Genomic DNA, 12,269 nt, shown 5'->3' with positions numbered 1-12,269 from the left:
CGGCGGCGTCGAGGCGCTGCTCCGCGCGGCGCAGCGCGAACCGTCCGACCAGCGGCGCCACGACCAGGAGCCCCAGCCACGACAGGCGCGCCGTCTCGGCGCCGGCGAGCAGGGCGACCGGCACCGTCGCGAGGAAGTAGAGCGGCGTCACGAGCGCGTCCGCGAGCAGGATGCGGTGGACCGCGGACGGCACGGGATGCCGCTCGAGCCCGCGCGACCGCGCGATCTGCGCCATGAGCGTCTGGGCCATCGCGACGGCGGCGACGTTGACCGCGTACAGCGCGGTGGGGAGGGGCAGGTCGGCCGTCTGCGGATCGCTGATGCCCTGCGTCGTGAACGGCAGGAGCACGACCAGGCACGCCGCGAGCATGTTCGCGGCCACCGTCGGGCCGTCCATCGCCTTCAGGCGCCGGACGAGCTTGACGTTGATCCGCCAGAACACCGCGATCACGATGAAGCTCAGCACGAACCCGGTCACCTGCTGCACGGCGCCCGCGTCGGCGAGGCCCTGCAGGCTCGCCCAGGCCTGCGGCTCCAGCGGATCGAGGTTCGAGACCAGCAGCGTCGCGGCGAAGCCGTAGATCGCGTCGAAGAACGACACTCCGCGGTCGAACTCGCTCTCGCCTCGTCGCGCGACGCTCCAGATCCCGAGCGACTCGACGCGCCGTTCGCTGTCGGCACTCGCCATTCCCACAGGATGGCAGACGCGGAGGCCGGCCCGAAAGCCGGTAGGCTGGTCGACGGAGACAGCAACCTTTAACACCGTCCGGCGAGGCGGAGAAGGGAGCGGCGGATGAGCACGCGCACCGTGCTGCACGAAGCCGACATCGCCCGTGCACTGACTCGGATCTCCCACGAGATCCTGGAGTCGAACCGAGGGGCCGACGAGCTCGTGGTCCTCGGCATCCCGACCCGTGGCGTCGCCCTCGCGCGCCGCATCGCGTCGCTGCTCACCGAGTTCGGCGGAAACCCGGTGCCGGCGGGGGCGCTCGACGTCACGATGTACCGCGACGACCTGCACCGCAATCCCACGCGCGCGCCGCACCCCACCGACATCCCGGCCGGCGGCGTCGACGGCAAGACCGTGATCCTCGTCGACGACGTCCTCTTCTCGGGCCGCTCCATCCGCGCCGCGCTCGACGCGCTGCAGGACATCGGGCGCCCCGCCGTGGTGCGCCTGGCGACCCTCGTCGACCGCGGCCACCGCGAGCTCCCCATCCGCCCCGACTTCGTCGGGAAGAACCTCCCCAGCGCCCGCGACGAGCGCGTGAACGTGCGCCTGGCCGAGGTCGACGGCATCGAAGAGGTGACGATCGAGTCATGAGGAACCTGCTCGACACGAAGACCCTGAGCCGCGAGGACGCCCTCCGGATCCTCGACGTCGCCGAGGACATGGCCGACACGCAGCGCCGCGAGGTCAAGAAGCTCCCGACGCTGCGCGGCAAGACCGTCGTCAACCTCTTCTTCGAGGACTCCACGCGCACCCGCATCTCGTTCGAGGCCGCCGCCAAGCGCCTCTCCGCCGACGTCATCAACTTCGCCGCGAAGGGCTCGTCGGTGTCGAAGGGCGAGTCGCTGCAGGACACCGCCCAGACCCTCCAGGCCATGGGCGCGGATGCCGTGGTGATCCGCCACGGCGCCTCTGGAGCGCCGCAGACGCTCGCCACGAGCGGATGGATCACCGCCGGCGTCGTCAACGCCGGCGACGGCACGCACGAGCACCCCACGCAGGCGCTCCTCGACGCGTTCACGATGCGCAAGCGCCGCTTCGGCGACGACAGCCGCGGCCGCGACCTCAGCGGCTTCGAGGTCACGATCGTCGGCGACGTGCTGCATTCGCGCGTGGCCCGCTCCAACGTGTGGCTGCTCACGACGCTGGGGGCGCACGTGACGCTCGTCGCGCCGCCCACCCTCGTGCCGCAGGACGTGTCGGCGTGGCCCGTGACGATCGGCTACGACCTCGACGAGGCGATCGCCGCCGGTCCCGACGCCGTCATGATGCTCCGCATCCAGGCCGAGCGCATGCACGCCGCGTACTTCCCGACCGCGCGCGAGTACTCGCGCCGCTGGGGCCTCGACGCCGAGCGCCTCGCGGCGCTGCGCGGGGATAGCATCGTGATGCACCCGGGCCCGATGAACCGCGGCCTCGAGATCTCCGCCGTCGCCGCCGACTCGCCGCGCTCGACCGTGCTGGAGCAGGTCGCGAACGGCGTGTCGGTGCGCATGGCGGTGCTGTACCTGCTGCTGGCGGGCGCGACGACGAACTCTGAAGGAGAGACACGGTGACCGAGACCTTCCTCATCCGGGGCGCACGGCTGCAGAGCGGCGACACCGCCGACCTCGTGGTCGCGGACGGCGTGATCGACGAGGTCGGCACCGGCCTCGCGCGCGCCGGTGCGACGGTGATCGACGCCGACGGCCTCATCGCCCTGCCCGGGCTCGTCGACCTGCACACGCACCTGCGCGAGCCGGGCTTCGAGGTGTTCGAGACCGTGCTCACCGGCTCGCGCGCCGCCGCCGCCGGCGGGTTCACGACCGTGTTCGCGATGCCGAACACGTCACCCGTCGCCGACACCGCCGGCGTCGTCGAGCAGGTGCTCGCCCTCGGCGAGGACGCCGGGTTCGCCCAGGTGCAGCCGATCGGGGCGGTCACCGTCGGGCAGAAGGGCGAGCGGCTCGCCGAGCTCGGCGCCATGGCGTCCTCCCGCGCCCGCGTGCGGGTGTTCAGCGACGACGGCTCGTGCGTGGCCGACCCGCTCATCATGCGCCGCGCGCTCGAGTACGTGAAGGCGTTCGACGGCGTCATCGCCCAGCACGCGCAGGACCCGCGCCTGACCGAGGGCGCCCAGATGAACGAGGGCACCGTCTCGGCCGAGCTGGGCCTGGCCGGCTGGCCGGCGGTCGCCGAGGAGTCGATCATCGCCCGCGACGTGCTGCTCGCCGAGCACGTCGGCTCGCGCCTGCACGTGTGCCACCTGTCCACGGCCGGCTCGGTCGACATCGTCCGCTGGGCGAAGAAGCGCGGCATCGCGGTCACCGCCGAGGTCACCCCGCACCACCTGCTGCTCACCGAGGAGCTCGTGCGCGGCTACGACCCGCGCTACAAGGTCAACCCGCCGCTGCGCCGCGACGAGGACGTGCACGCGGTGCGTGCCGGGCTCGCCGACGGCACGATCGACATCGTCGCCACCGACCACGCGCCGCACCCCGACGAGGCCAAGTCGTGCGAGTGGCCCGCCGCCGCCAACGGCATGGTGGGCCTGGAATCGGCGCTGCGCGTCGTGCAGCAGGCCGTGGTCGACACGGGCCTGCTCACCTGGGACGACGTCGCGCGCGTGATGTCGACGACGCCCGCGCGCATCGGCAGGCTCGAGAGCGCCGGCACGCCGCTCGAGGCGGGCGCGCCGGCCTCGCTGACGCTCTACGACGCCGAGCCCGTGCGCCCGTTCACCGCGGGCGACCTGCACGGCCGGAGCGGCAACTCGCCGTACCTCGGCCGGGAGCTCCCCGGCCAGGTGCGCTTCACGCTGTACCGCGGCACGCCGACGGTCTTCGACGGCGTCGTCCTCGACGCCCCGGGGGAGCGCGCGTGACCCGTGAGGCCGCGGTCCTGGTGATGGTCGCCGTCGCGGCCGCGCTCCTGGGCCTGGTCGCGTGGGGCTGGGCGCGGCGCGTGCGCCGCGACCGCGCGCTGTCGGCGCCGATCGGCGAGATCCCGGCCGGAGCCGCCGACGTCGCCGAGTTCGAGACGCTCTACGTCGCGACCACGCGTCACGACGAGCCCCTGGAGCGCCTCGCGATCCGGGGCATGACCCTGCGCTCGCGCGCCGACGTCACCGTCACCGACGCCGGGGTCGCGCTCGATCTCACCGGACGGCCGCGCCTGTTCCTGGCATCCGACCGCATCGCCGGCGTCGATCAGGCGACCGTCGCGATCGACCGCGTCGTCGAGCGGGACGGCCTCACGCGCCTCTCCTGGCGCGCCGACGAGACCACCGTCGTCGACACCTACCTCCGCCCGCAGAGCGCGTCCGCCCGCGCCCTCGCCGAGGCGATCCGCACCACCCTGACCCCCACGACTGGAGACGACGCGTGACCTCGTTCACCCGCGATCCCGCGGTCCTCGTCCTCGAGGACGGCACCCGCCACCTCGGGCGCGCCTACGGCGCCCGCGGCACGACCCTCGGCGAGGTCGTGTTCGCGACCGGCATGACCGGCTACCAGGAGACCCTCACCGACCCGTCGTACGCCGGCCAGATCGTGCTGCAGACGGCGCCGCACATCGGCAACACCGGCATGAACGACGAGGACCCCGAGTCGCGCCGCATCTGGGTCGCCGGCTACATCGTGCGTGACCCCTCCCGCGTCGTGTCGAACTGGCGCGCCGACGAGTCGCTCGACGACGCCCTCGTCCGAGACGGCATCGTCGGCGTCAGCGGCATCGACACGCGCGCGGTCACCCGCCACATCCGGTCGGCAGGCAGCATGCGCGGCGGCGTCTTCAGCGGGGATGCCGCGGCGCTCGACCCCGAGGAGCAGCTGCGCCTCGTGCGCGAGGCGCCCGCCATGGCCGGCCGCAACCTCTCCGCCGAGGTCTCCGTCGCCACCGTCGAGGTCACGCCCGCGGCCGCCGGCGTCGAGCGCCTCGGGAGCCTCGCCGTGCTGGACCTCGGCGTCAAGCGCGCGACGATCGACAACCTGGCCGCGCGCGGCTTCGACGTGCACGTGCTGCCGCAGAGCGCCACGATCGACGACGTCCGCGCGATCGACCCGGTCGCGGTGTTCTACTCCAACGGCCCCGGCGACCCGGCCGCCTCCGGCGACCACGTGGAGCTCCTGCGCGCCGTCCTCGACGACCGGCTGCCCTTCTTCGGCATCTGCTTCGGCAACCAGCTGCTCGGCCGCGCGCTGGGCCTGGGCACCTACAAGCTGCCGTTCGGCCATCGCGGCATCAACCAGCCGGTGCTCGACAAGGCCACCGGGCGCGTCGAGATCACCGCGCAGAACCACGGGTTCGCGGTCGACGCGCCGATCCAGGGCGAGTTCGACTCGCCGCACGGCTACGGCCGCGTCGAGGTCTCGCACGTCGGTCTCAACGACCAGGTGGTCGAGGGCCTGCGCGCCCTCGACATCCCGGCGTTCTCGGTGCAGTACCACCCCGAGGCGGCCGCCGGCCCCCACGACGCCAACTACCTCTTCGACCGGTTTGCCGCGATGGTGAAGGAGAACCGTGCCCAAGCGTGACGACATCCGCTCCGTGCTCGTGATCGGGTCGGGCCCGATCGTGATCGGCCAGGCCTGCGAGTTCGACTACTCGGGCACCCAGGCGTGCCGCGTGCTCCGCGAGGAGGGCGTGCGCGTCATCCTCGTGAACTCGAACCCGGCCACGATCATGACCGACCCCGACTTCGCCGACGCGACCTACGTCGAGCCGATCACCCCCGAGGTGATCGAGACGATCATCGCGAAGGAGAAGCCCGACGCGATCCTGCCCACCCTCGGCGGGCAGACCGCCCTCAACGCCGCGATGGCCCTGCACGACCGCGGCATCCTCGTGACCTACGACGTCGAGCTCATCGGCGCGAAGGTCGACGCCATCCGCAAGGGCGAGGACCGCCAGATCTTCAAGCAGCTCGTGATCGACGCGGGCGCCGACGTCGCGGCATCCGTCATCTGCCACTCGATGGACGACCTCCTCACCGGGGCCGAGCAGCTCGGCTACCCGCTCGTGGTGCGCCCCAGCTTCACGATGGGCGGCCTCGGCTCGGGCTTCGCGTACGACGAGGAGGACCTCCGCCGCATCGGCGGCGCGGGCCTGCACGACTCGCCCACGGGCGAGGTGCTCCTGGAGGAGTCGATCCTCGGGTGGAAGGAGTACGAGCTCGAGCTCATGCGCGACACGGCCGACAACACGGTCGTGGTGTGCTCGATCGAGAACGTCGACCCGGTCGGCGTGCACACCGGCGACTCCATCACGGTCGCGCCGGCGCTCACGCTCACCGACCGCGAGTACCAGCGGCTGCGCGACATCGGCATCGACATCATCCGCGCCGTCGGCGTCGACACCGGCGGCTGCAACATCCAGTTCGCCGTGGACCCGGCCACCGGGCGCATCATCGTCATCGAGATGAACCCGCGCGTGTCGCGGTCGTCGGCGCTCGCCTCGAAGGCGACCGGCTTCCCGATCGCCAAGATCGCCGCCAAGCTCGCGATCGGCTACCGGCTCGACGAGATCCCCAACGACATCACCAAGGTGACGCCGGCGAGCTTCGAGCCCACGCTCGACTACGTCGTCGTGAAGGTGCCGCGGTTCAACTTCGAGAAGTTCCCCGCCGCCGACCCGACGCTGACCACCACCATGAAGTCGGTCGGCGAGGCCATGGCGATCGGCCGCAACTACGCGACCGCGCTGCAGAAGGCGCTGCGGTCGCTCGAGAAGCGCGGATCGAGCTTCCACTGGGGCGACGAGCCGCGTTCGCTCGACGACCTGCTCGAGATCGCGAAGACGCCCACCGACGGCCGCATCGTGGTCGTGCAGCAGGCCCTCCGCAAGGGCGCCACGATCGAGCAGGTCTTCGAGGCCACCAAGATCGACCCGTGGTTCGTCGACCAGATCGTCCTGATCAACGAGGTCGCCGAGTTCGTCGCAGCGGCTGCCGAACTGGATGCCGACACCCTCCGCATCGCGAAGGAGCACGGCTTCAGCGACGCGCAGGTCGCGCAGCTGCGCGGCGACAGCGAGGCGGAGGTGCGCGGCGTCCGCCACGCCCTCGGCATCCGCCCCGTCTACAAGACCGTCGACACGTGCGCGGGGGAGTTCCCGGCGCTCACGCCGTACCACTACTCCAGCTACGACAGCGAGACCGAGGTCACGCCGTCGGAGCGCACGAAGGTCGTCATCATCGGCTCCGGCCCGAACCGCATCGGCCAGGGCGTCGAGTTCGACTACTCGTGCGTGCACGCGTCGTTCGCGCTGTCGGACGCCGGCTTCGAGACCGTCATGGTCAACTGCAACCCCGAGACCGTGTCGACCGACTACGACACGAGCGACCGGCTGTACTTCGAGCCGCTCACGCTCGAGGACGTGCTCGAGGTGCTGCACGCCGAGTCGCGCTCGGGCACGATCCTGGGCGTCGTGTGCCAGCTGGGCGGCCAGACCCCGCTCGGGCTCGCCAAGGGCATCGAGGAGGCCGGCTACACGATCCTCGGCACCAAGCCCGCGGCGATCGACATCGCCGAGGAGCGCGCGCTGTTCTCGCGGCTCCTCGCCGACGCCGACCTGGTCGCGCCGCGCCACGGCACCGCGATCGACGAGGACGGCGCCGTGACGATCGCCGAGGAGATCGGCTACCCGGTGCTCGTGCGCCCGAGCTTCGTGCTCGGCGGCCGCGGCATGGAGATCGTGTACGACACCGCGAGCCTGCGCGACTACTTCGCGCGCATCGCCGACCAGGCCATCATCGGGCCCGGCATGCCGCTGCTGGTCGACCGGTTCCTCGACGACGCCGTGGAGATCGACGTCGACGCCCTCTACGACGGCGCCGAGCTGTACATCGGCGGCGTGATGGAGCACCTCGAGGAGGCCGGCATCCACTCCGGCGACTCGTCGTGCACGCTGCCGCCGGTGTCGCTCGGACGCACCGAGATCGACCGTGTGCGCGCCGCGACCCTCGCGATCGCCGAGGGCGTGGGCGTGCGGGGCCTGCTGAACGTGCAGTTCGCCGTCTCGGCCGGCGTGCTGTACGTGATCGAGGCGAACCCGCGCGCGAGCCGCACCGTGCCGTTCGTGTCGAAGGCCCTCGGCATCCCGCTCGCCAAGGCCGCGTCGCGCATCATGGCGGGCGCCACGATCGCGGAGCTGAAGGCCGAGGGCATGCTGCCGGCGCAGGACGGCTCGCGCGTGCCGCTGGACGCCCCGGTCGCCGTCAAGGAGGCCGTGCTGCCCTTCAAGCGGTTCCGCACCGCCGACGGCGCCACCGTCGACTCGATCCTCGGGCCCGAGATGCGCTCGACCGGCGAGGTCATGGGCATCGACCGCGACTTCCCGACCGCGTTCGCGAAGAGCCAGGCCGCCGCCTACGGGGGGCTCCCCACCGAGGGGACCGTGTTCCTGTCGGTGGCCGACGACGACAAGCGCGCCGTCATCCTCCCCGCGCACCGCCTGCAGGAGCTCGGCTTCCGCCTCACCGCCACCGAGGGCACCGCCGAGATCCTCGCGCGCAACGGCATCCGCGTCGAGGTCGTGGGCAAGTACTCGGCGACGCAGGCGACCGGCGAGCAGAACATCGTCGACCTCATCAACGCCGGCGAGGTCGACATCATCGTCAACACGCCCTCGGGCGGCCTCGCGCGCGCCGACGGCTACGAGATCCGCGCCGCGGCCGTGGCCGGCGACAAGGCGCTGTTCACGACGATGGCGGTGCTCGGCGCGGCCGTGTCGGCGCTGGGGGTCCTCGGCGAGGGCTTCGAGGTGAAGAGCCTGCAGGAGTACGCCGACGAGCGGGAGGCGCGCCTGTGACCGGGTTCGGCGAGCGGCTCCGCCTCGCGGTGGCCGATCGCGGTGCGCTGTGCGTCGGCATCGACCCGCACGAGGGGCTGCTGCGCGAGTGGGGGCTGGATGCCACGGCCGCCGGCACGCGTGAGTTCGGGCTGCGCGTCGTGGACGCCGCGGCCGGGCGTGTCGCGGTCGTCAAGCCCCAGGTCGCGTTCTTCGAGCGCTTCGGCTCGGCCGGCTTCGCGGCCCTCGAGGACGTGCTGGCCGCCGCGCGCGCGGCGGGGCTGATCGCCATCGCCGACGCCAAGCGCGGCGACATCGGCACGACCATGGACGGCTATGCCGCCGCGTGGCTGAGCCCGGGCGCGCCCCTCGAGGCCGATGCGGTGACCGTGAGCCCCTACCTCGGCGTCGGTGCGCTCGTGCCGACGTTCGACCTCGCCGAGCGCCACGGCAAGGGCGTGTTCGTCCTCGCCGCCACGAGCAACCCGGAGGCCCTCGACCTGCAGCGCGCCGTCGTCGCCCGCGACGAGGCCCACGGGGGCCCGCAGACGGTCGCCCACGACGTCGTCCGCGAGGCGTCGGCGTACAGCCGCGCGCGCACCGCGCCCGGCGAGTGGGCGTCGGTCGGCTTCGTGATCGGCGCGACGGTCGACCGCTCCGCGACCGGGCTGCCCGACGCGCTGACGCCGCCCGCGCCGATCCTCGCGCCCGGCTTCGGCGCGCAGGGAGCGGCGCTGTCGGATCTGGCGGGTATCTTCGGAGGGTCGGCCCCGCACGTGCTCGCCAGCGCGAGCCGCAGCATCCTGCGCGCCGGCCCGGAGGGCCTGGAGGCCGCCATCGACGCCCACAACCGAGAGCTGAAAGCGAGCACTCATGCCTGATTCGCGGACACCCCCCGAGGTCGACCGCGTCGCAGCATCCCGTCGCGCCGTCGCCGCACGTCGGGAGCGCGCGTCCCTCAAGCGCGACGTCGCGATGCGCGTGATCACCCCGCAGGATCTGCTCCGCCGCGCCCTGGGCGACCCGTCGTCGCCGGCGGGCGCCATGCGCGTGACCGAGTTCCTCACCGCGATCCCCGCGATCGGCGAGGGCAAGCGCGACCGCATCCTCGCCGGGCTGGGCATCTCGCCGGTCAAGCGGCTCGGCGGCCTCGGCGCGCGTCAGCGCGTCGCGCTGCAGGGCTTCCTCGACGAGCGCTGGCCCGAGCCGGCGCCGCGCGCCGACCGCAGCCGCCTGCTGGTGCTCGCCGGCCCCACCGCGGTGGGCAAGGGCACCGTCGCCGAGCGGATCAAGGCGCACCACCCCGAGATCCTGCTGTCGGTGTCGGCGACCACTCGGCCGCCGCGCCCCGGCGAGGCCGACGGCGAGCACTACTTCTTCGTCGACGACGCCGAGTTCGACCGGCTCGTGGCGACCGGCGCGCTCCTCGAGCACGCCACCGTGCACAACGCGTACCGTTACGGCACGCCGCGGCAGCCCATCGAGGCGGCGCTCGCCGAGGGCCGCACCGTGCTGCTCGAGATCGACCTGCAGGGCGCCCGCCAGGTGCGGGCCGCCGCCCCGTCGGCGGCGCTCGTGTTCCTGCTGCCGCCCAGCTGGGACGAGCTCGTGAACCGTCTCGTCGGCCGCGGCACCGAGGGCGACGAGGAGCGTGCCCGGCGCCTGCGCACGGCCCGCGTGGAGCTCGCCGCACAGGGCGAGTTCGACTACCGCGTCGTCAACGACGACGTGGCGCGCGCCGCCGCCGAGGTGGCCGCGCTCGCACCCTGACGCGAGCGGCATCCGACCCGCCGCCGTCGCCGTCCGCGACGCGCTGTAGAATGGTCGGATGCCGCGGCGTCGCCGCGTGTCCAGACTTTCCCAGAACCAGGAGGCCCACATGGCTGCTCGCAACCAGGGGATCATCGACCCGCCCATCGACGCGCTGCTGGAGAAGGTCGACTCGAAGTACCAGCTGGTCATCTACGCCGCCAAGCGCGCGCGTCAGATCAACGACTACTACTCCGACCTGCACGAGGGCAACCTCTTCGACAACGTCGGCCCGCTCGTCGACTCGACCATCGAGGACAAGCCGCTCACGATCGCGCTCCACGAGATCCACGAGGACAAGCTGCGCCTGCGCCAGGCCGAGTAGGACACGGGCCGCTCGTCGCCGCGCCGCGGATGTCGGACCTCGCGGGCATACTGACCGGATCGACCTCCAGGAGCATCCATTGACCGAGCTGCGGCTGTTCACCTCCGAGTCCGTCACCGAGGGCCACCCCGACAAGATCTGCGACCAGATCTCCGACAGCATCCTCGACGCGATCCTCACCGACGATCCGCACGGCCGTGTCGCGGTCGAGACGCTGGTCACGACCGGCCTCGTCCACGTCGCCGGCGAGGTCTCCACGAGCGCCTACGTCGAGATCCCGGCGATCGTCCGCGACGTCGTGTCGCGCATCGGCTACACGTCGAGCGACACCGGCTTCGACGGGGACTCGTGCGGCGTGAGCGTGTCGATCGGCGCGCAGTCCTCCGACATCGCCGCCGGCGTCGACAAGGCGTTCGAGCGGCGCGAGGACGGCTCCGAGGATCCGCACGACCTCCAGGGCGCGGGCGACCAGGGCATCATGTTCGGCTACGCCACGACCGAGACGCCGCAGCTCATGCCGATGGCGATCTGGACGGCGCACCGCATCGCCGAGCGCCTGGCCGAGGTGCGCCGAGACGGCAGCCTGCCGTTCCTGCGGCCCGACGGCAAGACCCAGGTGACGCTCGGCTACGACGGCGTCGTGCCCAAGACCGTCGAGTCGGTCGTGCTGTCGACGCAGCACCACCCCGACATCTCGCAGAAGGCGCTGCGCGCCGCGGTGCGCGCCGAGGTCATCGATCCGATCCTCGAGCGCACCGGCCTCGAGCTTCCCGACGTGCACTACTACATCAACCCGGCCGGGCCGTTCGTGATCGGCGGCCCCAAGGGAGACGCCGGGCTCACCGGCCGCAAGATCATCATCGACACCTACGGGGGCGCGTCCCGCCACGGCGGCGGCGCGTTCAGCGGCAAGGACCCGTCGAAGGTCGACCGCTCCGCCGCGTACGCGATGCGCTGGGTGGCCAAGAACGCCGTCGCCGCGGGCCTCGCCGACCGGCTCGAGGTGCAGGTCGCCTACGCGATCGGCAAGGCGAAGCCGGTCGGGCTGTACGTCGAGACGTTCGGCACCGGGCACGTCGCCGACGAGGTCATCACGGCGGCGATCCACGACGTGTTCGACCTGCGCCCGAAGGCGATCATCGACCAGCTCGACCTCCTCCGCCCCATCTACGCGCAGACGGCCGCGTACGGCCACTTCGGCCGCGAGCTCCCCGACTTCACGTGGGAGCGCACCGACCGCGTCGAGGAGCTGCGGGCCGCCGCCGGACTCTGACGGGGCACCGGTGCCGAACGTCGCGCGCGTCCTCATCGACTCGCCGCTGCCGCAGCTCGATCGCCTCTTCGACTACGCGATCCCGGACGAGCTGGATGCCGTCGCCCGCCCCGGCGTGCGCGTGACGGTGCCGCTGCGCAGCGCCGGCCGCATGGTCGAGGGCTGGCTCGTCGAGCGCGGCGACGCCGAGCCGGGGGATCGCCCGCTGTCGGCGCTCGAGTCCGTCGTCTCGCCGGTGCCGCTGCTGCCCGCGTCGCTGTACGACCTCGCCCGCCGCGCCGCGGACCGCGCCGCCGGCCCGGCGAGCGACGTCCTGCGGCTCGCGATCCCGCGCCGCATGGTGCGCGCCGAGAAGGCGTGGCTCG

Annotated in this window: 10 protein-coding genes and 2 pseudogenes; 11 read left to right on the top strand and 1 reads right to left on the bottom strand. The window is 72.6% G+C overall.

Annotated elements, in window-relative coordinates; translation table 11 throughout:
• On the bottom strand, window positions 1–688 hold a 688-nt coding region (locus WML84_RS08115; RefSeq protein ID WP_347345640.1), incomplete at its 3' end, for a TMEM175 family protein.
• Between the two features lie 102 nt (window positions 689–790).
• On the opposite strand from WML84_RS08115, the pseudogene pyrR reads away from it, so the two are divergent.
• The 11 genes and pseudogenes from pyrR to WML84_RS08060 all read left to right on the top strand — a co-directional run.
• Window positions 791–1,324: pseudogene (gene pyrR / locus WML84_RS08110) on the top strand (bifunctional pyr operon transcriptional regulator/uracil phosphoribosyltransferase PyrR); the annotation flags it as partial.
• Window positions 1,321–2,286: an aspartate carbamoyltransferase catalytic subunit gene (locus WML84_RS08105; RefSeq protein WP_347345639.1), complete on the top strand. Its 966-nt coding sequence runs from the start codon at window positions 1,321–1,323 to the stop codon at window positions 2,284–2,286. The pseudogene pyrR and the gene WML84_RS08105, both read left to right, overlap by 4 nt.
• Window positions 2,283–3,593, top strand: a complete 1,311-nt coding sequence (locus tag WML84_RS08100) for a dihydroorotase (RefSeq protein ID WP_347345638.1) — start codon at window positions 2,283–2,285, stop codon at window positions 3,591–3,593. Before WML84_RS08105 ends, WML84_RS08100 begins: the two co-directional genes overlap by 4 nt.
• A complete protein-coding gene (locus WML84_RS08095) occupies window positions 3,590–4,096 on the top strand; it encodes a hypothetical protein (RefSeq protein ID WP_347345637.1) in 507 nt (168 codons plus the stop codon). The genes WML84_RS08100 and WML84_RS08095 overlap by 4 nt, the downstream gene beginning before the upstream one ends.
• Entirely contained in the window at window positions 4,093–5,244 is a 1,152-nt protein-coding gene (gene carA / locus WML84_RS08090) for a glutamine-hydrolyzing carbamoyl-phosphate synthase small subunit (protein WP_347345636.1), read from the top strand. The genes WML84_RS08095 and carA overlap by 4 nt, the downstream gene beginning before the upstream one ends.
• On the top strand, window positions 5,231–8,518 hold the full coding sequence (gene carB / locus WML84_RS08085) for a carbamoyl-phosphate synthase large subunit (protein ID WP_347345635.1): 3,288 nt from the start codon (window positions 5,231–5,233) through the stop codon (window positions 8,516–8,518). The genes carA and carB overlap by 14 nt, the downstream gene beginning before the upstream one ends.
• Window positions 8,515–9,378 carry an orotidine-5'-phosphate decarboxylase gene (pyrF, locus tag WML84_RS08080; RefSeq protein ID WP_347345634.1) on the top strand — a complete coding sequence of 288 codons (864 nt, stop codon included), beginning with the start codon at window positions 8,515–8,517 and terminating at the stop codon, window positions 9,376–9,378. Before carB ends, pyrF begins: the two co-directional genes overlap by 4 nt.
• On the top strand, window positions 9,371–10,267 hold the full coding sequence (gene gmk, locus WML84_RS08075) for a guanylate kinase (RefSeq protein ID WP_347345633.1): 897 nt from the start codon (window positions 9,371–9,373) through the stop codon (window positions 10,265–10,267). Before pyrF ends, gmk begins: the two co-directional genes overlap by 8 nt.
• A 109-nt stretch (window positions 10,268–10,376) precedes the next feature.
• Window positions 10,377–10,631, top strand: coding sequence for a DNA-directed RNA polymerase subunit omega (rpoZ, locus tag WML84_RS08070; protein WP_347345632.1), 255 nt, complete (start codon window positions 10,377–10,379; stop codon window positions 10,629–10,631).
• Between the two features lie 79 nt (window positions 10,632–10,710).
• Window positions 10,711–11,904: a methionine adenosyltransferase gene (gene metK, locus WML84_RS08065; RefSeq protein ID WP_347345631.1), complete on the top strand. Its 1,194-nt coding sequence runs from the start codon at window positions 10,711–10,713 to the stop codon at window positions 11,902–11,904.
• A 10-nt stretch (window positions 11,905–11,914) separates the two neighbouring features.
• Window positions 11,915–12,269 (top strand): annotated as a pseudogene (locus WML84_RS08060) (primosomal protein N'); the annotation flags it as partial.

It is taken from the genome of Microbacterium sp., from assembly GCF_039812165.1.
In the GTDB taxonomy this organism is placed as follows: Bacteria; Actinomycetota; Actinomycetes; order Actinomycetales; family Microbacteriaceae; genus Microbacterium.
Note: the sequence above shows the minus strand (reverse complement) of the source record. Positions and strands in the feature narration are given on the sequence as shown.